Raw genomic sequence first — 21254 nt, 5'->3', positions numbered from 1 at the left:
CCATGTTGAAAATGAAAAAGACATTCCGATACCTGCTTCTGCTCGGGGCGCTGACGGGCTTCGCCTCCTGCCTCGACGAAGTTCCCTACGGCACTTATTCGAACGAGACCTTCTACAATACGGAGGCCGATGCCGAATCCGCGCTGATGTACGCTTACGTGCCGATCAATTACATCGACTATTGCGGCCGGTTCCTCTTCTTCCTGAGCGACGTGCCGACCAACCAGTACAAATCCTACGGCAAGGCCGACGAAAGCCCGCTGTTCCAGTGGGACATCACTCCGACGAGCGACGAAGCCATCTACTTCTTCAAGTCGGCCTACGTAAGTCTGGCGCGCACCAATTCGGTGCTGGAGAACGTCTCGCGCATGACGTCCATCTCGGCGATGGCGCGCAACAGGATTCTCGGCGAGGCGCATTTCCTGCGCGCTTTCAACCACTTCATGCTGGTCATCAACTACGGCAGCGTGCCCATCCGGTCGAAAACCGTTTCGACCGTCTCCGACTCCTACAAGGATTTCGCCCCGATCGAGAAGATCTACGGGTTCATCATCGGCGAGCTGGAGGAGGCCATCGGTCTGCTGCCCGTGAACAAGGTGCAGGGCCGGGCCGACAAGGTCGCCGCGCAGGCGCTGCTGGCGCGGGTTTACCTCTACCTCGCCTCCTCGAAGGCTTCGGGCGCTCCGGGCTACGACTGGGTCGCCGATGCCGACGACATGTATGCGTTGGCGGCGCAGTATGCCTCCGACGTGCTCGAAGGGCAGACCGTCTATCGTCTCGACCCCGATCTGGGCAATGTTTACGACGTCGATCACCAGGCCGACGGCGTGGAACATATCTTCATGACCTCGATGAACCGCGAGGCCAGCGGCATGGAAGGCACTTATTCGCAGCTGCCCCAGATGTTCGCGATCCAGACGGGCAATATCGTCTATATCTCCTCGTCGCTCGCCGGCGGAGGCGAAGTGATGAAGTTCATGAATTACGAGTCGGGGTTCCAGGTGATGCGCGTGGACAACGAATTCCGTGACACGTACGACGATGCGGACCTGCGCAAACAACTGATGGTTACGACGATATACAACGAAGACGGCAGCGTGCTGGCGACCTACGATCCTTCGAATCTGACGAGCAGTGACAACGTGAAGAACAAGTTCTTCTATCCGTTCTGCCGCAAGTACACCGATCCGAAGTCGAATTCGAACCGGACGTCGGCGAATCTCTACCTGATCCGGTTCGCCGAGGTGGCGCTCACCTACGCCGAGGCCGCGGGACCGACCGAGGAGGGATATAAATGGGTGAACGAGGTGCGCAAACGCGCCGGGCTGGGAGCGCTGCCCGAGGGACTTTCGGTCGCGGACTTCCGCGAGGCGGTGATTCAGGAGCGCATCAAGGAGCTGGCCTTCGAGGGACACGGCATCTACGAACTGCGCCGGCTCAACCGGGCCGACGAGCGGCATATCACCAACAAGGCCTTCAAGCCGACCTACGCCTATTTCTATCCGGCTCCCCAGCGGGAGATGGACCTCAACCCCCAGCGATAACCGACCTAATACCAACGCATCATGAAACGATCGTACAATGAATACCTGCTGCCGCTGCTCGCCCTCGCGGGCACGTGGCTGACGGCCTGTTCGGAGGACGGGACCGATCCCGCGAACCCCTACGAGGGGAACTTCACGCTTACGACGCAGGCCGAGGTCGATGCCTTTCCCGCCCGCCGCGAGGCCAACCGGATCACGGTCACGGGCGGCGACATCACCGATCTCTCGTCGCTCGACGTGTCGGCCGTCGGCACGCTCGTCATCCGGAATACGGGCATCGGAACGCTGACGCTTCCGAAGACCTTCTCCGTGGCCACGAAACTCGAAATCGCGGAAAACGAATCGCTGGTCTCCGTCGGAGACCTGGCGCTCAGGTTCGTCATCGGCGACATCCATATCGAGGACAATCCGCAGCTGACCGACATCAGCGGTCTCATGAATCTCAAGAAAATGACCGGAAAGCTCTTCGTCACGGGGAACTCCCTGCTGGGCGAGGACAAGCCCGATCAGCCCGATACCTACGGATTCAACGTCATCAAGTACCTTATTTCCAATTCGGTGCTCGATTCGGACAACGTGACTCTGTCGAACAACCATCCGCTGGCCGTAACCGACCCGTCGCTGATCGGGCAGGGCGGCGAGTCGGGCGGCGTGTACAGCTATACGATCAAATCCGACGCCGAGGCCGCCGCATTCAGCCCCTCGGGCAAGGAGGTGAAGGACCTCACCGTGACGGGACCCCAGGTCACCGACGACGGCATGGCCCTGCTGGCCTCGAAAATCGACGTCGTACAGGGGACCATGACCATCGACGGTGCGGCGATCAAGACCACCGAGACCTTCTTCGGCAAGGTGGAGTGCCGCGGCGGCATCGTCCTGCGCAACATCGAAACCTACGACGAGGACAGCGGCAACAAGTTCTTCAACAACAACGGATTCAAGAACATCACGCAGATCGGCGGCGATTTCGTGCTGGAGAATATCCCCTACCTGATTCACTGGGGTTCCGGCAACGGCTTCGCGCAGATCGTCCGCGTGGAGGGCGACCTGACGGTGCGCAACTGCGGCATGCAGCAGATGGCCTTCGCCTCGCTGTCCGAAGTCGGCGGCGACATGACGCTGGAGGACAACTGCGTGGAGACCTACCAGGGATTCTTCTGGAATCTGGCCACCGATCTGCGCCGTATCGGCGGAAACCTCGCGCTCGTCGGCAACGACCACCAGAACGGACTGGGCGGTTTCGAGAAACTGGAGTATCTGGGCGGCGACATCACGATTGCGGAGTGCGGTACGGACGTCAGCGCCGGAGGAGGCATCCCGTATGTCTCGGTCGCCGGACAGGTGGGTTTCGACCTGGTGGAGCGGTGGATCGTCTCCGGGGTGGTGCAGCCCGGAGCGGCGGTCGATTGCCGCTATGCCGACGGTTCGTCCGTCGAGTTTTCGGAGGTTCCCGATCCGGGAGCGCCCCGGACCTATACGATCGCGGGACGGGACGAACTGCTGGCTTTCGCTCCGCAGGACGGTTCGGCCGTCGGGGAGACGGTGCAGGACCTCACGATTCTCGATCCGGACAATACGATTTCGGATCACGATCTGTCGTTCGTCAAGAACCGCGTCGGGAAGATCGCCGGGACCCTGACCGTCGAGGGAACCTCCCTGACGACGACCGAAGTGCTCTTCAACGACGGAGGGTTCACGGTGGACGGCGGCATCGTCTTCCGCAACTGCGCGCAACTGTTCAACCTGAACGGCATGAAGTCGATGACGGCGGTCGGCGGCGACCTCGTCTTCGAGAACTGTCCGAAGATCGCGACCAACTGGGGAGCCGGGAACTGCCTCTCGCAGATAGAGAGCGTGGCCGGCAGCGTGAAACTCTCGGGGGTTGCTGAGCCGATGGCGGGCGTGACTTTCCTTTCGCTCCGGAGCGTAGGCGGCGACTTTACGGTGGAGAACTGCAACGGCGACTTCTGGAATTTCGACGTCATGCCGCTCGAGACGGTGGGCGGCAGTCTGACGATCCGCGGCAATGCGAAGCTCAACGGTCTGGGCGGTTTCGCCGGGCTCCGGAGCGTCGGCGGCGACGTGACGGTGACGGGCAACGGGGCCGAGTCGGGCGGAATTCCCGTGGAATCCGGGTCCGGGCAGGTGGGACTCGATCTGCTCGGCGAACTTTACCGGGCGGGCGTCTTCTCCTCCGGGGCGGAGTTCGCCATCGAATCCAACGGAACGAACTACCGGATCGACGAATTGTAACGAAATATTGGCAACTGCGGTTCCGGCCGGAAACATCCGGCCGGAACCCTGAAAACCGAAATACAGATGAAAGGATCGAAATTCATACTATTCGCTGCGGCCTGCCTGCTTTCGGCGGCGGGCTGCGAAAAGGAGTGGGACCGGAGCCGGTGGCCCGAGATTCCGCAGAGGCCCGCTCCCGTGCCCAATACGGGCAATTACACCTTCTCGGGCGGAACGATGTCGGAAGAGGTGCTGCACAACTACCTTTCGCGCGCCGTGACCCAGACGGAGTTTCTCGCCGGTCCCGAAACCTCGAACGACGGAGTGTACGGGACGGAGGACGACGAGCGGATGCTCCTCTCGATCGGGGCCAAATTCATCGGGCGGTCGATCTATTCGTGGGGGCATGAGGAGCTTTTCGTCGATGATGCGTGGCTCGCCGACGCCGGGGCGCGGATCGAGCGGATGCACCGTTCGGATCCCGACCTGATTTTCCAGGCGGCCCTGTTCGAGATCGTGACGACCCGGGTGAACGACATTCCCGTTCCGGATTGGGTTTTCGAGGCTTTCGGACGGGAGCCCGAGGCCCGCAACTTCCGGTTCGACGCCATCTGCGACGAGAACGGCGTCTATCTGGGGCAGTGGGGCGAGAACACCTGCGTCCCCGACATGTCGCGCGAGGAGACGCAAATGTGGTTCTACTTCATGGCCGTAAAATACATGGAGGCCGGCATCGAGGCGTTCCACTGCGGGCAGGTGATGCTCATGGCGTCGATGGGCGATTCGGAAAACGGCTATGCGGGATACCGGACCCTGCTCTCCAAAATCCGCGAGGCGGCGGCGACCAAGGCGGCGCGGGGAACGGTGCTGCTGGACGCCCACCTGGGCAACGGCGGCATCGTCGTCGATGGCGAACTGCTCTTCGACTTCGTGTCGTTCCCGTTGCGGGCGAAGGAGATCGCGGGCGAGCCGATGAAGGCGAAACTCGAAAAGGGATACCTCGATTCGGTGATCGGCTATACGAAGGGCGGCCGAACCCCGAGCGGCTGGACGGCCGAACGGATTCCTTATCTCCTCGAGTTCGACAACTTCGGCGTGAGCGACCATCCGGGACAGTACGACTGGAGCGACCACTACGTTTGGGGTTACGACGAAATATCGTGGTTCAGCCTGCTCGACGACGAGTACGCCCGCGAGTGGCTCGAATACGCCGTGGACTACCTCCGCAGCATGGATCCGATCGGGTACGTCCAGATGCCGGGCTGCCGCGTGTCGGTGTCGGGGCCTTCCCGGTTCTACCGCTGCAACACGCAGAGCGAGGCGTGCCCCACGGGCCGTTCGACCGAGGAGACCATCAGAAGATTGTGGAACGAATGACGATACCTGCCATGAAACGACTGTTCGTATTGCTTTCCGCCGCGCTGGGACTTTCCGCCGGCGCGGGCGCATGCGGCTCTGCGGAGCCGGATCCCTACCGTTTCGACGGTTCGATCTCCCGGGACGTGCTGGACCGCTACCTTTCGCGGGCCGTCACGATGTCGGAGTTCCTGACCGTCGATCCCTACTGCAACGACGGAACCTATCCCGACAAGGAGGCCGACGTGGAGTTCATCCGCAACACCGGCGCCAAGTTCATCGGCCGGGCGATCTACCGCTGGGGCGATGAGAAGACGCTTGCCGAGCCGGGTTTCTGGGCCGGGGCCGAAGCGCTGATCGACCGTGTGCACGCCTTCGATCCGGACGTGATCTTCCAGGCCGCGACCTTCGAGGCGGTTTACCGCGAGGTCGGCGAGGTCCCTGTGCCCGCCTGGGCTTTCGAGGCGCTGGGACTGCCCGTCGAGGAGCGCTGTTTCGATTATGCGCAGATGCTCGATCCCGGCGGAAAATACGTGGACCAGTGGGGGCCGGGAGCCAGCGTGCCGGACATCACGCGTGTCGAGACGCAGTTGTGGTTCATGTTCCTGATCGGCTCCTATGTCGATATCGGGGTCGAAGCCGTCCATCTGGGGCAGGTCTATCTGATCGGCATGAACGACCGCGGATGGCAGACATGGGACAGCTTTCTGAAGAAGGTGCGTGCCCGGGTCTGCCCGCGGGCCCGCCGTCACTTCGTGCTTTTTGACGCCCACACGGGCAGCCGGGGCATGATGGTCGGCGACAGAAGCCTGATCGACTTCAACTCCTTCCCGCTGCGGATCAAGGAGGTTCCCGAAAAGCCGATGGAGTGCGTGCTCGAGGCGGGGCATATCGACGCGGTTTACGGCAAAAGCCCCGGATGCGTGACGCCGAGCGGCTGGCGGTGCGACGCCCTGCCCTATCTGGTCGAGTTCGACAATTTCGGTGTGAGCGACCATCCGGGCGAGGCCGATCTGTCGGACCATTACGTTTGGGGCTATGACGAAATCACCTGGTTCTACCTGCAGGAACCCGATGCCCGCCGGGCCTGGCTGCGCTATGCCTACGGCTGGCTGCGCGAAAACGATCCGAACGGCCATCTCGAAATGCCCGGAGCACGGGTCGTGTCGGCGACGGCAGGCGGTCCCGCGTTCCTCTGTCGCGCCGTTGCGAAAAGCGATCGGGTTCCCTACGGCATGGGGATCGAGGAGACGATCCGGGAGCTGTGGCTCGGGAAATAGGACTTCTCCGGCCGGAAAAGGCTGCGGTGTTCCGAGACCTTTCCGGCCGGTCACCCCTTGGGGATGACCGACGCCTTGAACTTGCGCCGGTAGTCGCTCGGCGTGGTGCCGATGCGTTCGCGGAAGACGCGGTTGAAATTGGAGATGTTGTTGAAGCCGCATTCGTAGCTGATCTCCGAAATCGTGTGTTCGGTCTCGATGATCATTTGCGCCGCGCGGTTGATCCGGAATCCGCTGAGGTAGTCCCAGAAGTTGTGCCGCGTGCGTTTTTTGAAAAAACGGCTCGCGGACGACGCCGGCATTCCGACCAGACGGCCGATTTCGTCGAGCGAAATCTTCCGGCTGTAGTTCTGCTCCACGAACTGCACGATCTTGTTGATGCGGCGGCTGTGGGCGAAGGAGCCGTCGCCCTGAAGCCCGATCAGCTCGACCTTGGTCCGGTCGGCGCAGGCGAGTTCGTGGAGGATGTCGAGGAACAGCAGCACGGCTTCGAACCCTTCGAGGTGCGGCAGGCGCAGCAGCCGGTCGCGGACCCGGTCCGCGGTGTCCTCCGAAAACCGGATGCCCGGCGCGGGCTGGCAGAGCATCTCCCGGATCGGCCGCAGCTGGTCGGTGTCGAAAATGCCCCACGAGGGAAGGTTCTTGGAGAACTGGACGACGACCACTTCGCAGCGGACGTTCGCATAACTCTCGCCGCGTTTGTAGCAATGCAGCACGTTCGGGTTGGTGATGACCAGATCCTTCTCCGTAAAGTCCTCCACCAGATTGCCCACCGTTCGTTTGCCCCGGACGTGCAGCGTCAGGTTGAGTTCGTAGTCCTCGTGGAAATGGAGCGGGAAATCCATCTGGTTGTCGGGCCAGTGGTTCGCGATGAACAGGTCGTTTCCGCCCAGCGGAGTGATCTCTTTCAGAATGTACTTCATACCGTGCGGTTATTTGAACAAATATAGTGAAAATCGGCCGAAAATTCGTAATTTCAGGCGTTTTTCACTCGGTTCGTCCGAAAAAAATGGAAAAAATATGAACAGAATTCACATGTTTGCGGCCGCGGCGCTTCTGCTTTGTACGGCCGGTTGCCGGGACGAAGGCGTGGGACGCTGGGTCGATCCCAACATAGGGGGCGTGGCGCCGCTGCTGACGACCGTGATGCCGCAGGTGCACCGGCCGCACGCCATGGTGCGTATCTATCCCGTGACCGAACCGGGACTCAACGACCGTTACTTTTCCGACCGGATCTACGGCATCGCCCTCAACATGCCCCGTTACCGGAACGGGGCGGTGACTGCGATCATGCCCACGGCGGGCGATGTGTCGTTCGATCCGGAGCGCTCCTCGTCGTGGTACGACCACGACCTCGAGGAGCTGCATCCCTGGTCGCACCGGGTCTGGCTCGAGGATTTCGGCATCGGGGCGGCGTGGACGACGACCGAACGCGCGGCCCTCTACGAGTTCGACTTCACGGACGGAGACCGCCCTGCGAACGTGCTTTTCCGGCTTGCGGCGCAGGGCGAGGCGAGCGTGGACGGGAATCGGGTCGTGACGGGCTGGGAGGCGGTCGATTACGCCCGCCAGTACTTCTATGCCGTGGCCGACCGGCCGTTCGGAAAGGCGGGGACCTGCCGGGACGGCGTGCTTTCCGACTCGCTCTCCGCGGCGGGCCGGAATATCGGGGTCTGGCTTTCGGATCCGGCCGGCCGGGGCGTCGTGCGTTTCCGGGTCGGAATCTCCTATATCAGCGTGGAACAGGCCCGCGCCAACCTCGAAGCCGAGGTCGGGGAGGCGTCGTTCGCCGAGGTCCGGGAACAAAGCCGCGCGATCTGGGAGGAGACGCTGGGACGCATCCGGGTCGAAGGGGGAACCGAACGGGAGCGGCGGATTTTCTACACGTCGCTTTACCGGACCTGCGAGCGGATGGTCGAGCAGTCCGAGTACGGACGTTATTACAGCGGATTCGACCGCCGTGTGCACGAGGACGCGCGGCCGTTCTACAACGACGACTGGGCCTGGGATACCTACCGCAACCTGCATGCGCTGGGGATGCTGCTCGATCCGGAGCGGAAAGCGGACGAGTTGCAGTCCTATGCCCGGATGTACCGCCAGTGGGGCTGGGTTCCCCAGTTCCCCGAGCTGGTCGAATGGGGCGGCGACTGGTTCGAGGGAGCCTCGCCGGACTGGCACGGCGATCCGATGATCGGCAATCACGTCGCGTCGGTCGCCGCCGAAGCCATCCGCAAGGGGATCACTGATTTCGATGTGGAGACGCTTTACGAAGGGCTGCGCAAGAACGCGCTGGAGGGGACGATGATTCCCTGGCGGGCCGGAGCGGCCCGCGAGCCCGACCGGTTCTATGCCGAACACGGCTATTTCCCGGCGCTGGCGCCCGGGGAGAAGGAGAAATACCCCTATATCGACGACGGGTGGGAGAAACGGCAGGCCGTGTCGGTGACGCTCGAACATAGCTACGACGACTGGTGTCTGGCCCGGATCGCGCGCTATCTGGGACGTGACGAGGATTGCGAGCTGTTTCTGCAAAGGTCGCGCAACTACCTGAACCTATGGAATCCGGAGATCGGTTATTTCGCACCCAGAAACGAACGGGGCGAATGGATCGAACCGTTCGATCCGCAACTGAGCGACGGGTTCGGCGCCCGGAGCTATTTCGCCGAGGTCAATGCCTGTGTCCATGTTTTCCACGTGCAGCACGACATTCCGCGGCTGATCGCGCTGACGGGCGGTCCGGAAGCCTTCGTGCGCCGTCTCGACGAATCCTTCACCCGCGGTCCGAGGCTCGACAAATGGAAATTCATGGGCCGGATGCCCGATGCCACCGGACTTCAGGGGCTCATTCCGGCGGGGAACGAGCCTGCGTTCCATATCCCGTGGCTCTACAACTATGCCGGTGCGGCCTGGAAGACGCAGCACCGCGTGCGGCAGATTGCCGACATCTGGTTCGACGACCGTCCCACGGGATTGAGCGGCGACGACGACGGCGGGGCGCTCACGGCATGGTATGTTTTCGCCGCCATGGGATTCTATCCGGTCAATCCCGCCTCGGGCGAATACGCCCTGAGCACGCCGATTTTCGAGCGGGTGGAGATCGCGCTGCCCGGCGGTCGGAGTTTCGTGATAGAGGCTCCCGGAGCGTCGAAGGTCAATAAATACATCCGTGCGGCGCGGCTCGACGGGAAGCCCCTCGAACGGCCGTTCCTCACGCATGAGCAGATCGTGCGGGGCGGAGTGCTGCGGTTGGAGCTTGCGTCGCGGCCTTGTCCGGACTGTTTCCGGTAGCCGGAGTGGGTTCGGACGGGTCCGGTGCGGCCGGCTTGTCCGGATGTTCCGCGCGGAAGGGGCCGATTCCCGGGCACAAAAAAACTCCGCACGGGGCGGAGTACCAGGCAAACAATTGTTAACTAAATAATCGAGACAACCTCACTGCTCTCGGCCCGGCGGCTGCGGCGACGGCATCCGGTCCGGAGCGCTCCGAAGAGCCGCTCGATCGACCGTTTCCGTCGGCGAACCGCCCGCTTCGTCAGAAAGTCGCCGTCATCACAAACTCCTTCCTCATGCGGTCCAATTTAAAGGTTCGACTTCAATTCTTATTTGTTGTATGAACCGGTTCGGTGCCGGTTTCGCAGAAAAAATGTTCAAGCGGTGTGCCAAACGGTGCGGAAACCTGCCGTTCGCCGGGGAGGCGGGAGCGGAAAGAGGGGCGTGAAAAGGTGCGGGACGGGCCCTGGACGGATTCGGAAGCGTTTCGGAATGGGATCCGGCGGAGTGCTGCGGAGCGGATTCCGCCGGGGAGCGGCGGCCCGGCGAAGTGTGGAACGGTGTGGAATCCGCTCCACAATGTTGTGGAAAAATTCCACACCCTCCCCCGGGCCGGTACGTGCCCGCTGCCGGGGAGGGGTCACTCGATGCCGTAGTGGTGCAGTTTGTTGTAGAGCGTCTTGCGATCGACGCCGAGCAGTTTCGCGGCCTGCGACTTGTTGCCTCCCGCGGCTGCGAGGGCGCGGCGTATCTGCTCCTCCTCCGAGGCGGGATCGCGCAGCGAGAAGCTCGGGACGGTCGGGTTTCCCGCCGCGGCGCCGGTGGAGGGGGCGGTCACTTCGGCCGGCAGTTCGCGGCAGGTGACGTAGTCGCCCGCTGCGAGCAGCGTCGCCGACTTCACGGTGTTCTTCAGCTGCCGGAGATTTCCCGGCCAGTCGTAGCGCGTCAGCGCGGCCAGCGCCGCGGCGTCGAATCCGACGATGCGTTTGCCCAGCTCGCGGTTGGCCTGGTCGAGGAAGAAGTCGGCGAAGAGCGGAATGTCGCCGCTCATCTGCCGCAGCTCGGGCATGCGGAGCGTGAATTCGTTGATCCGGTGGTAGAGGTCGGCGCGGAACGTTCCCCGGGCGATGGCCGCCTCGAGGTTCTCGTTGGTCGCCGCCACGAGGCGGATGTCCACGGGGATTTCGCGCGTACTGCCCACGCGGCGGATGCGGCGTTCCTGCAGGGCGCGCAACAGCTGCACCTGCGTCTCGTAGGTGAGGTTGCCCACCTCGTCGAGAAAGAGCGTGCCGCCGTTGGCCGCCTCGAAGGCTCCCGCCTTGTCGGCCAGCGCTCCGGTGAACGACCCTTTGACGTGGCCGAAGAACTCCGATGCGGCCAGCTCGCGCGGGATGGCTCCGCAATCGACCGCCACGAAAGGTTTTCCGGCGCGCCGGCTGCCGCGGTGGATCAGTTGCGCCACGTGCTCCTTGCCCGTTCCGCTCGCGCCGTTCACCAGCACCGACATGTCGGTGGGGGCCACCAGCCGCACGTATTCGTAGAGCTGCCGCGCCGCGTCGCTGCGCCCCTCGATGTAGTTGAGCGGTTCGGCCGCCGCGCTCCGGGACGCGCGCGGGGCGTTCCGGCCGGACCCAGCGGATTCCTCCCCGGCTGCCGGGGCGTCGAGCGCCTCGCGGATCTTCTTCAGCAGTTCGTCGGGGTTCACGGGTTTGGCCACGTAGTCGCGCGCGCCGAGTTTCATGCACCGCACGGCGTTCCGTATCTCGGCGTAGCTCGTCATCACGATCACCGGGGCCGCGATGCCCTCGCCGGCCATCCATTGCAGCAGGGCGATCCCGTCTTCGTCCGGCAGGCGCATATCGCTCAGCACGAGGGCGTAGTCGCCTTTCCCGAGCGCCGTGCGGGCCGCTGCCGCCGAACCGGCCGTCTCCACCTCGAAGCCCCGTTTGGCCAGCCACGTGCGGAGCATCAGCGCGAAGGTGATGTCGTCGTCTACGATGAGGATGCGTTCCATATTCCCTACAAAGATACGATTTTATTCGGATTCCGGACCTCCGGAGGCCGCTTTTCCGGGAAAGGCCCGTTTCCCGGCCTCCGCGGCGATTCCGCGGATGCGCTCCGCGACGGCCGCCAGCTCGCGGTGCAGCGTATCGGTCAGCGCCCCTTCGTGGGTCTCGGCGCGGCGCAGCGTGTCGGCCACGGTTCCGGCTCCGAGCATCGTGAAGATCGGCAGCATCTTGTGCGCCAGCGCCTTCACGCCGGCCGCATCGTCCGCGTCGAGGGCCTCGCACAATGCCGTGCAGTTCGCCGCGGTCTGCTCGGCGAAGGAGGCCAGGATCGACTGCGCCGCCTCCGCGTCGTCGCCCGCATAGGCCGTCAGGGCGTCGAAGCGCAGCTCGCCGCCGTCCGGCTCCGGGGCGGATGCCTTCGTTCCGGCGTCCGGAACCTGCGGCGACGTTCCGCCGCAGCAGGCCGCACGGATCGCCCCGACCAGCTCGCCGTAGGTGAAGGGTTTGCGCAGGCAGGCGGCGAATCCCCGGGCCGCGAAGTCCTCGGGACGCATCTCCCCGCGTGCCGAGACGGCCACCACGGGGATCCCGGGCGCGACGCCGCGCACGGCCTCCAGCACGCCGAATCCGTCGTACGAGGGCATCTGGATGTCGGTGACGACCAGATCGAAGCGGCCGCCCTCGACGAGCCGTGCGGCGTATTCGGGATATTGGCAGCACTCGGCCGAAACCCCCGCGCGGCGGCACATGGCGGCGACCATTTCGAGTTGCAGGGGGTCGTCGTCCACCAGCAGCGCACGCAGCGGCGGCAGCGGTTCGGCGGCTCCCGGTTCCGGCGCCGCCGTCCGGCCCGCCGCGCCTTCGGCCGCGTCGCCCACGGGAACCGTGACGATGAACTTGCTTCCCTGGCCGGGCGCGCTGTCGAGCGAGATCGCTCCGCCGAGCAGCTTCACGAGACGGTCCACGATCGACAGCCCCAGTCCGAAGCCGTCCACGCCCTGCGCCGAGCGGAGCCGCACGAACTCGGCGAAAATCCGCTCCCGTTCCTCGGGGCCGATTCCCCGGCCCGTGTCGCGGACCGAGAAGACCAGTTGCCCGTCGGAGAGGCGGGCCCGCAGCGTCACGAACCCTTCGTCGGTGAATTTCAAGGCGTTGGAAAGCAGGTTGTCGGCGATCTGCCGGATCCGGAAGGCATCGCCCGCCACTTCGCGGTCCGTGCTCGGGGCGAGCTCCAGCCGCAGTTCCAGTCCTTTGGCGGCCGCTGCCGCGGCGAATCCCGCACGGATCGTCTCGAAGAGCTGCGCCGGGTTGAAGGCCACGGCATCGACCTCCATTTTGTTGGCGTCGAGGCGGTAGAAGTCCAGCAGGCTGTTCACCAGCGCGAGCAGGTGCTCCGACGAGGATTTCATGTTCTGTAGGTAGAGCTCCTGCCGCTTGTCGGAGGTGAGGCGCGACAGCAGGTCGATATATCCCATGACCGACCCCAGCGGGGCCTTGATGTCGTGCGTGATGGCCAGCATCAGCTGCTCGCGGGCCGCCAGCAGCGCCTCATTGTCGCGGTTGGCCCGCTCCAGCGCCCGGCGGTAGCGGACGCTGCGGTTGATGTCGCGCCACAGCACGGCCACGAACAGCAGCATCAGCACCACGGCTCCCGCGGCGACGATGCCCAGTATCTGCGAGGAGCGCTGCCGGATCGCCTCGTTCGTGTCGATGCGCCGCATGAGGAAGGCCGTCTCCTCCTCCTCGAAATCGAGGATCAGGCGGTAGATCTTGGCGTTCACCAGGTCGTTGCTGTACCGCAGGCGCAGCCCCTCGCGCCACGCCTCGTCGTAGATGCCCAGCCGTTCGCTGGTCACGCTGTCCTGCAGGGCGCGCAGGACCAGCGTGATCGTGTCCCGGATCGCCTCGGGCGGCAGCGTCTCCCCGGGCCGCCGGAGCGTATCGACGACGATTTCGCGCCGCGAGATCACCACGTTCGAGTCGTTCCGGGGCGGGCTGAACAGGTCGGCCAGCCGGCGGAAGAACCGCCGTTTGGGGCGCGGCACGGCCACTGTGTCGGAACGCACGAGGCTGGGCGGCGGCAGCGTGTCGGAAGGGGGCGGCAGTACGGGCGCGAGGGTGTCGGGCAGCAGGGGGCGCAGCGTGTCGGTCCGGGGGAGCGAGTCCGGGGAAAGAAGGCCGCCGGCCGGGAGGGAAAGCGTGTCGGGGCGCGCGAGGCTGTCGCGCGACCCTTCGATGAGCGCGCGGATGTTCTTCTCCAGCAGGCTCGACGTGGCTCCGGCGCGGATCGACCGCCGCAGGCTCATCGTCCGCCGCTCCTTGTCCGCGAGCAGCCGCACGATGCTGTCCAGACGCATCGTCTGCAACGAATCCCCGCTTCCGGCGATGCTGCGCAGCGAGTCGATGCGGGCCCGCACGGTCCGCAGCTCGCGCCGGTAGCGCCCCTCGAAGGACTGGTATCCGGCGATCATCAACTGGCCGTAGCTCTCGGCCTGGTAGAGGTGGTAGAGCACCTGATTGACCGCGCTGCGCTTGTTGCGCAGCAGCGCGTAGCTGCCGTCGGGCGCGGAGAGGCGCACCGCCTCCCGATAGACGTATCCCACCGAGAGGATGCAGGCCGCGATGAGGATGACGTATCCCGCGGCGATCTTCGCTTTGACGAACTTCGACTCTTTCACGACCTCAAATATAGGAAGATTCGCGCGAATTTCGGTACGGGGAGGCGGTTTTCGGCCGCCGCAGGCTCCGAATCGGCGGGATTTCGCTATCTTTACGGCCGATACCGAACCGCAAAGCCATGAAAAAATTCCGGATCATCGCGCCGGCCGTCGTCCTCGCCGCCCTCGCGCTGTTCATCTACTTCCGCTTCTACTTCGTCTTCGGCGAGGGCGTGAAGAGCGGCGAACTGAATTATGTCGTTTACAAAGGCGTGATTTTCAAAACCTACGAAGGCAAGCTCATCCAGTCGGGCATCCGCTCGAAGACGGCCGGGACGATCCAGTCCTACGAATTCGAATTTTCGGTGCGCGACCCGGAGCTGGCCCGGCGGCTGATGCTGGAGGGCGGCCGCTCGGTCGAACTGCACTACAAGGAGTATTTCGGCGCCCTGCCCTGGCGCGGCTTCACGAAATTCGTCGTGGACAGCGTCGTCTCCTCCTCTCCGGCGCCTTCCCGGCAGGGGGCCGCTCCGGCGCCCGGGGCCGGACTGTCGGAACTCTGACGGGGACGACGGCTTTTTATTATCGAAAAACGATAAATATTTTTTGATATTCAAAATTTATTTCTACATTTGCCGTTGTAAATTTCCGAGAGAACAAACACGTTACGACTATGGATCTGCTAACGGCGGAACACGTCACCAAACGCTATGCGGCGCATACGGCGCTGGACGACGTATCGCTCGCCATTCCGAAGGGATCGGTTTACGGCCTGCTCGGCCCCAACGGCGCGGGCAAGACGACCCTCATCCGCATCATCAACCGCATCACCGCGCCCGACTCGGGCCGCGTGCTGCTCGGCGGGCGTGAGATCGCCCCGGCCGACATCTACCGCATCGGCTACCTCCCGGAGGAGCGCGGGCTCTACAAGAAGATGAAGGTGGGCGAACAGGCCGTCTTCTTCGCTCGTCTGAAGGGGCTTTCGCGCCGCGAGGCCGTCGTGCGGCTGAAGCGGTGGTTCGGGAAGTTCGGCATCGAGACGTGGTGGGACAAGAAGGTGGAGGAGCTTTCGAAGGGCATGGCCCAGAAGGTGCAGTTCATCGTCACGGTGCTCCACGAACCCGAACTGCTGATCTTCGACGAACCCTTCTCGGGCTTCGACCCGATCAACGCCAACCTGCTCAAGGAGGAGATTCTCGCCCTGCGCGACAAGGGCGCGACGATCATCTTCTCGACGCACAATATGTCGTCGGTGGAGGAGATCTGCGACCACATCACGCTGATAAACAAGTCGCGCAACATCCTCTCGGGCAAGGTGGACGACATCCGCCGCCGCCACGGGTCGAACATCTTCGAGATTTCCTACCGCGGCGACGGGGAGGCGCTGCGCTCAGCGCTCGCGGGCCGCTGCGAAATCCTCGCCGGAGCCGCCGATGCGGCCGCCGGGGACGGGGAGGGCGGAACGGAGTCCGCCGCGTTTGCCGGAGCGGACGGCTACGACACCCTCCGGCTCCGCGTCGGACACGACGCGGAGGTGCGGCAGGTGATCGCCGCCGCGAACGGGGCCGTCGAGCTGCGGCAGTTCCGCGAGATCATCCCCTCGATGAACGACATCTTCATCCGGGCCGTGAACGGACAACTTTGAACCCGATGAAAAGCCGCGAACAACAGGCGCCCCGCCGCTTCGGAAAAGCCGCCGCACGGACGTTTGCCGGCCTGTGTCTGGGACTCGGCATGTACGGAGCGGTCCGCGCGCTGAGGACGGAGGAGAGCACGTTGCGGCTCGTTCTTTCGTCCATCGCGCTGTGCTGCGGCATCCTGCTGCTGCTCCGCATCCGGAAAACGGCAGAGAAAGAGAACCGATGAAAACCACAACACCATGTCCAATATCTCCATCATCATCCAGCGCGAGTTCAACGAACGCGTGCGCAAAAAGTCCTTCATCATCACCACGCTGCTGATGCCCCTGCTGATGGTGGCCCTGATGGCCGCCCCGGCGCTCATCATGCAGTTCTCGCGCGGCGACGAAAAGCGGATCGCCGTGATCGACGAGAGCGGTCTCGTCGCCCCGCGCCTCGAAAGCGACGAGGAGCTGCGCTTCGAGCCGACGGACCTGACGACCGAAGAGGCCCGCCGGACGCTGACCGACCGTTTCGGCGTGCTCCGGATCGGCGGCGACATCCTGGAAAACCCCTCCGACGTGAAGCTCTACGCCAACTCGTCGTCGTCGCTCTCGGTCGAGAGCAGCATCACGGACCAGATCGAACGCATCCTCGAGGCCGAGAAGCTCAAGCGGTACAATATCGACAATCTCCAGCAGATCCTCGACGAGGTGAAGACCACCGTGACGCTCCAGACCTTCCGCAACGACAAGTCGCAGGAGGAGGAGACCCATGCGCAGTCCTCCACCGTGGCCACCGTGACGGGCTACGTCCTGGGATTCATCCTCTACATGTTCCTTCTGATCTACGGGCAGATGGTCATGCAGTCGGTGATCGAGGAGAAGAACAACCGCGTGCTGGAGGTCATGGTCTCCTCGGTGCGGCCCTTCGATCTGATGATGGGCAAGATTCTCGGCATCGCCTCGGTGGCCGTCGTACAGGTGGCCATCTGGGGCGTGCTGATCTGCGGCATCGGCGCCGCGGTGATGCCCCACCTCATGCCGTCCGACGTCATGGCGAGCGCCCAGGCCATGCAGCAGGGGATGCCCGACGCCGCGGCCGCCTCGGGCATGGACCCCGAGATGTTGCAGGCCGTGGCCGCGATCACGGACCTGGGCTATATCGTCAGGATCTTCGTCTGCCTGCTGCTCTTCGTCTTCGGCGGCTACCTCTTCTATTCGGCCATGTTCGCCGCCGTGGGTTCGGCCGTGGACAACGTGCAGGACGCTTCGCAACTACAGACGCCCATCACGCTGCCGATCATCCTCGCGCTGCTGATGATGTTCGCCGTCATCCGGGACCCCAACTCGCAGATGGCCTTCTGGTTCTCGGTGATTCCCTTCACGTCGCCCATCGTCATGATCGTCCGCATCCCCTACGACATTCCGCTCTGGGAGATCGCCCTTTCGCTCGCGGTGCTCTACGCCTCGTTCGTGGGGATGGTGTGGTTCGCCGCGAAGATCTACCGCGTGGGCATCTTCATGTACGGCAAGAAACCGACGCTCGGGGAGCTGTTCAAGTGGGTGCGGTACAAATACTGACCGCCGCGGGTACGGGAAATCCGGCCGGGACCGCTCCGGGCCGCGGCCGCGGAGGTTTACCGCCGTTTTTTCTGTTAGGAAAATAACAGGAAAGCGAAATATTTTCATAAATTTGCGGCAGATATGACCCGACGAAGCGAATGTTTTAACGAATAACTAAAAATCAACGTGTTATGAATTCGATCGACAACTACGATTTCAAAGGCAAACGCGCGATTATCCGCGTGGACTTCAACGTGCCCCTCAACGAGAAGGGCGAAGTGACGGACGACACCCGCATCCGCGCCGCAGTGCCCACCATCAAGAAAGTGCTCGAGAAGGGCGGAGCCGTGATCCTCATGTCGCACATGGGCCGTCCCAAGAAGAATCCCGATCCCAAATACTCGCTCGAACAGATCGTTCCGGCCATCGAGAAGAATCTCGGCGTGAAGGTCGCCTTCGCCGGCGACTGCATGGGCGAGAAGGCCGCCCAAATGTGCAGGGACGTGAAACCCGGCGAGGTGGTGCTGCTCGAAAACCTGCGTTTCTACGCCGAGGAGGAGGGCAAACCCCGCGGGCTGGCCGAGGACGCCACCAAGGAGGAGAAGGATGCCGCCAAGAAGGCCCTCAAGGAGGGCCCGCAGAAGGAGTTCGTCAAGCGGCTGGCTTCGTATGCCGACTGCTACGTGAACGACGCCTTCGGCACGGCGCACCGCAAGCATGCCTCGACCTACCTGATCGCCAAGTATTTCCCCCAGGACAAGATGTTCGGCTACCTCATGGAGAAGGAGGTGAAGGCCATCGCCGCCGTGATGGAGAAGCCGGCGCACCCGTTCTGCGCCATCATCGGCGGTTCGAAGGTGTCGTCGAAGATCGGCGTCATCAAGGCCCTCATCGAGAAGGTCGATTCCATCATCATCGGCGGCGGCATGACCTACACCTTCGCGGCCGCGCAGGGCGGTAAGGTCGGCGATTCGATCTGCGAGCCCGACATGTTCCCCGTGGCCCTCGAGATTCTGGAGCTGGCCAAGCAGAAGGGCGTGCAGCTCGTCATGTCGCCCGATGCGCTGATCGCCGACGCCTTCTCGGCCGACGCCAATACGGACGTGGCTCCGGCGGACAACATCCCCGACGGATGGGAGGGCGTCGATATCGCCGACGAAGGCAAGAAGGCCTTCCGCGAGCATATCCTCGGCTGCAAGACGATCCTCTGGAACGGTCCGGTGGGCGTCTTCGAGATCGACAAGTTCGCCACCGGTTCGAAGGAGGTGGCGCTGGCCATCGCCGAAGCCACGAAGAAGGGCGCCTACTCGCTCATCGGCGGCGGCGATTCGGTGGCCTGCATCAACAAGTTCGGACTGGCCGACCAGGTGTCGTACATTTCGACGGGCGGCGGCGCGCTGCTCGAATACATCGAGTTCGGCGACCTGCCCGGTGTGGCGGCCATCCGCGACTAATCCGGATTCCATCCTACGAGAAGAGATCATCGAGAAGCGGGAATTTCCGGAGACGGGGTTCCCGCTTCTCAATAAAAACCCGACGAAAATGAAAAAGATTGTGCTTTTCGCAGCAACCATGGCTTGTATGGCAAGTTGTCAGAACCAGACCTCCAAGACTCCGGCCATCGACCCGGCGAACTTCGACCTTTCGGTCGCTCCGAACGTCGATTTCTACCAGTACGCCACGGGCGGCTGGCAGGCCCGGAACCCGCTCAAACCCGAATACTCCCGCTTCGGATCGTTCGACGTGATCGCCGAGAACAACCAGAAGCGCATCAACGACCTCTTTCAGGAGATGACCAAACTCGACGCCGCCAAGGGCAGCGTGGAGCAGAAGATTTCGGATCTCTACAAGATGGGTCTCGACTCGGCGCGCCTGAACGCCGAGGGCGCCGCCCCGATCGAGGCGGGCGTCAGGGAGCTGCTCTCCCTGACCGACCGCGACCGGCTGACGGAGGCCGTCGCACGGCTCCACCACACGGTGGCCAATCCCTTCTTCGGCGTGGGCGTGCAGGCGGACCTGATGAACAGCGACGTGAACGCCCTCTACATTTCGCAGAGCGGGCTCACGATGGGCGACCGCGACTATTACCTCGAACCCGAAAACGAGAACATCCGCACGGCCTACAAGGAGTATCTGAAGAAAATTTTCCGCCTCGCAGGACTGCCCGAGGCCGAGCTGGACAAGGCCGTGGCCGGCGTAATGGACATCGAGACCAAGCTGGCCGAGAAGTCGTGGTCGAACGTCGAGCTGCGCAACATTCCGGCGCAGTACAACCCCACGAAGCGGGCCGATTTCGAGAAGACCTACGACGCCGTGGACTGGGCGGCCTACTATAAGGCCATGGGCATCGGCGATTTCGAGACGATCATCGTGACGACCCCTTCGGCCATCGCCGCCGCCAACGACCTCATGAAGAACGCCCCGATAGAGGAACTCCGCTACTACCTCGCGGCGCAGTATATCAATGCGGCGGCCTCCTACCTGAGCGACGAGTTCCAGCAGGCTTCGTTCGACTTCTACGGCAAGGTGATGTCGGGCCAGCAGGAGCAGAAACCCCGCTGGAAGCGCGCCATGTCGGTTCCCAACGGCACGCTGGGCGAGGCCGTGGGCGAAATGTACGTGGCCAAGTACTTCCCGGCCGAGGACAAGGCCCGCATGACGGAGCTGGTGAAGAACCTCCAGAAGGCCCTCTCGCAGCATATCGCCGCGCTGGACTGGATGTCCGACGCCACGAAGGCCCGCGCGCAGGAGAAACTCTCGGCCTTCACCGTGAAGATCGGCTATCCCGACAAGTGGAAGGACTACTCGACGCTGGAGATCGACCCCGCGAAGAGCTATTGGGAGAATATCGTGGGCGCCAACGAGTGGTACACGGCCGACAATATCGCCAAGCTGGGCAAGCCCGTGGACAAGGACGAGTGGCACATGTCGCCGCAGACGGTGAATGCCTACTATAACCCCACGACGAACGAAATCTGCTTCCCGGCCGCCATTCTCCAGCCGCCGTTCTACAATCCCGATGCCGACGACGCGGTGAACTACGGCGCGATCGGCGTGGTGATCGGCCACGAGATGACCCACGGATTCGACGACCAGGGCCGCCAGTTCGACAAGGACGGCAACATGAACAACTGGTGGACCGAGGAGGATGCCGCCGCGTTCAAGGCCAAGACGGACGTGCTGGTCAAGCAGTTCGACGCCATCGAGGTCCTGCCCGCAAAGGACGGCCAGCCGGCGCTGCACGCCAACGGCGCGCTCTGCCTGGGCGAGAACATCGCCGACCAGGGCGGTCTGCGCGTGGCCTGGACGGCCTACCACAACTCGCTCGAGGGCAAGGAGAAGCCCGCGCCGATCGACGGCTTCACGCCCGAGCAGCGCTTCTATCTGGGCTACGCTACCCTCTGGGCGCAGAACATCCGCGACGAGGAGGCCGCACGCCTCACGAAGCTCGACGTACACTCGCTGGGCAAGTGGCGCGTGAACGCCACGCTGCGCAACTTGCAGACCTTCTACGACACGTTCGGCATCACCGACGGCCCGATGTTCATGCCCGAGGAGGAGCGCGTGATCATTTGGTAGGGAACCTTTCGGGAAAAGAGTGGGGCGACGATCCGAAGATCGTCGCCCCACTCTCGTGTGTGAGGGTCATTGGCCGCCGGCTCCGAAGACCGTTTGCGATCCGTCGCATTCGGAGCTGTCGGACCTGCCTCGGAGAGTCCGAT

The 21254-nt window shown here is 63.5% G+C and carries 14 protein-coding genes; 11 read left to right on the top strand and 3 right to left on the bottom strand.

The genetic code is table 11. From position 1 onward, the window contains the following. Positions 1–2: 2 nt before the first annotated feature. From FME97_RS06010 to FME97_RS05995, 4 genes are all read left to right on the top strand, one after another. On the top strand, positions 3–1544 hold the full coding sequence (locus FME97_RS06010; RefSeq protein WP_141428347.1) for a RagB/SusD family nutrient uptake outer membrane protein: 1542 nt from the start codon (positions 3–5) through the stop codon (positions 1542–1544). A gap of 21 nt (positions 1545–1565) precedes the next feature. Continuing rightward, positions 1566–3797 carry a DUF4097 family beta strand repeat-containing protein gene (locus FME97_RS06005; protein ID WP_141428346.1) on the top strand — a complete coding sequence of 744 codons (2232 nt, stop codon included), beginning with the start codon at positions 1566–1568 and terminating at the stop codon, positions 3795–3797. A gap of 66 nt (positions 3798–3863) precedes the next feature. Next, positions 3864–5156 carry a hypothetical protein gene (locus FME97_RS06000; protein ID WP_141428345.1) on the top strand — a complete coding sequence of 431 codons (1293 nt, stop codon included), beginning with the start codon at positions 3864–3866 and terminating at the stop codon, positions 5154–5156. Positions 5157–5167: 11 nt separating this feature from the next. Beyond that, positions 5168–6415: a hypothetical protein gene (locus FME97_RS05995; protein ID WP_232522948.1), complete on the top strand. Its 1248-nt coding sequence runs from the start codon at positions 5168–5170 to the stop codon at positions 6413–6415. Positions 6416–6465: 50 nt separating this feature from the next. Here the strand turns inward: FME97_RS05995 and FME97_RS05990 are convergent, their stop codons facing one another. Continuing rightward, on the bottom strand, positions 6466–7338 hold the full coding sequence (locus tag FME97_RS05990) for a helix-turn-helix domain-containing protein (RefSeq protein WP_141428343.1): 873 nt from the start codon (positions 7336–7338) through the stop codon (positions 6466–6468). A 97-nt stretch (positions 7339–7435) separates the two neighbouring features. Between FME97_RS05990 and FME97_RS05985 the strand changes: the two genes are divergently transcribed. Then, a complete protein-coding gene (locus FME97_RS05985; protein ID WP_162502059.1) occupies positions 7436–9703 on the top strand; it encodes a GH92 family glycosyl hydrolase in 2268 nt (755 codons plus the stop codon). Positions 9704–10322: 619 nt separating this feature from the next. Here the strand turns inward: FME97_RS05985 and FME97_RS05980 are convergent. Both FME97_RS05980 and FME97_RS05975 read right to left on the bottom strand, forming a co-directional pair. After that, positions 10323–11696 (bottom strand): sigma-54-dependent transcriptional regulator, encoded by a 1374-nt coding sequence (locus tag FME97_RS05980; protein WP_141428341.1) that lies wholly within the window; start codon positions 11694–11696, stop codon positions 10323–10325. 21 nt (positions 11697–11717) lie between these two features. Then, on the bottom strand, positions 11718–14369 hold the full coding sequence (locus FME97_RS05975; protein ID WP_141428340.1) for an ATP-binding protein: 2652 nt from the start codon (positions 14367–14369) through the stop codon (positions 11718–11720). 119 nt (positions 14370–14488) lie between these two features. Here FME97_RS05975 and FME97_RS05970 point away from each other — a divergent pair, with 119 nt between their 5' ends. From FME97_RS05970 to FME97_RS05945, 6 genes are all read left to right on the top strand, one after another. After that, the gene (locus FME97_RS05970) at positions 14489–14911 is read left to right on the top strand and encodes a hypothetical protein (RefSeq protein ID WP_141428339.1); all 423 of its coding nucleotides are present in this window, start codon (positions 14489–14491) and stop codon (positions 14909–14911) included. A 110-nt stretch (positions 14912–15021) separates the two neighbouring features. Further along, positions 15022–15993 (top strand): ABC transporter ATP-binding protein, encoded by a 972-nt coding sequence (locus FME97_RS05965; RefSeq protein ID WP_141428338.1) that lies wholly within the window; start codon positions 15022–15024, stop codon positions 15991–15993. A gap of 5 nt (positions 15994–15998) precedes the next feature. Further along, the gene (locus FME97_RS05960; protein WP_141428337.1) at positions 15999–16214 is read left to right on the top strand and encodes a hypothetical protein; all 216 of its coding nucleotides are present in this window, start codon (positions 15999–16001) and stop codon (positions 16212–16214) included. Between the two features lie 13 nt (positions 16215–16227). Further along, positions 16228–17550, top strand: coding sequence for an ABC transporter permease (locus FME97_RS05955; RefSeq protein ID WP_141428336.1), 1323 nt, complete (start codon positions 16228–16230; stop codon positions 17548–17550). A gap of 173 nt (positions 17551–17723) precedes the next feature. Then, positions 17724–18986 (top strand): phosphoglycerate kinase, encoded by a 1263-nt coding sequence (locus FME97_RS05950; protein ID WP_141428335.1) that lies wholly within the window; start codon positions 17724–17726, stop codon positions 18984–18986. A 127-nt stretch (positions 18987–19113) separates the two neighbouring features. Continuing rightward, entirely contained in the window at positions 19114–21111 is a 1998-nt protein-coding gene (locus FME97_RS05945) for a M13 family metallopeptidase (RefSeq protein WP_141428334.1), read from the top strand. The last annotated feature ends 143 nt before the right edge of the window (positions 21112–21254 follow it).

Origin of the sequence: Alistipes dispar (assembly GCF_006542685.1) — a bacterium.
Taxonomy (GTDB): domain Bacteria; phylum Bacteroidota; class Bacteroidia; order Bacteroidales; family Rikenellaceae; genus Alistipes; species Alistipes dispar.
Note: the sequence above shows the minus strand (reverse complement) of the source record. Positions and strands in the feature narration are given on the sequence as shown.

Bases quoted from the DNA above. Each gene is read 5' to 3' on its own strand.
- FME97_RS05955 (WP_141428336.1), top strand. From the start codon at position 16,228: ATGTCCAATATCTCCATCATCATCCAGCGCGAGTTCAACGAACGCGTG.
- FME97_RS06000 (WP_141428345.1), top strand. From the start codon at position 3,864: ATGAAAGGATCGAAATTCATACTATTCGCTGCGGCCTGCCTGCTTTCG.
- FME97_RS05965 (WP_141428338.1), top strand. From the start codon at position 15,022: ATGGATCTGCTAACGGCGGAACACGTCACCAAACGCTATGCGGCGCAT.
- FME97_RS05995 (WP_232522948.1), top strand. From the start codon at position 5,168: ATGAAACGACTGTTCGTATTGCTTTCCGCCGCGCTGGGACTTTCCGCC.
- FME97_RS05980 (WP_141428341.1), bottom strand. From the start codon at position 11,696: ATGGAACGCATCCTCATCGTAGACGACGACATCACCTTCGCGCTGATG.
- FME97_RS05950 (WP_141428335.1), top strand. From the start codon at position 17,724: ATGAATTCGATCGACAACTACGATTTCAAAGGCAAACGCGCGATTATC.
- FME97_RS05985 (WP_162502059.1), top strand. From the start codon at position 7,436: ATGAACAGAATTCACATGTTTGCGGCCGCGGCGCTTCTGCTTTGTACG.
- FME97_RS06010 (WP_141428347.1), top strand. From the start codon at position 3: ATGTTGAAAATGAAAAAGACATTCCGATACCTGCTTCTGCTCGGGGCG.
- FME97_RS05960 (WP_141428337.1), top strand. From the start codon at position 15,999: ATGAAAAGCCGCGAACAACAGGCGCCCCGCCGCTTCGGAAAAGCCGCC.
- FME97_RS06005 (WP_141428346.1), top strand. From the start codon at position 1,566: ATGAAACGATCGTACAATGAATACCTGCTGCCGCTGCTCGCCCTCGCG.
- FME97_RS05945 (WP_141428334.1), top strand. From the start codon at position 19,114: ATGGCAAGTTGTCAGAACCAGACCTCCAAGACTCCGGCCATCGACCCG.
- FME97_RS05970 (WP_141428339.1), top strand. From the start codon at position 14,489: ATGAAAAAATTCCGGATCATCGCGCCGGCCGTCGTCCTCGCCGCCCTC.
- FME97_RS05990 (WP_141428343.1), bottom strand. From the start codon at position 7,338: ATGAAGTACATTCTGAAAGAGATCACTCCGCTGGGCGGAAACGACCTG.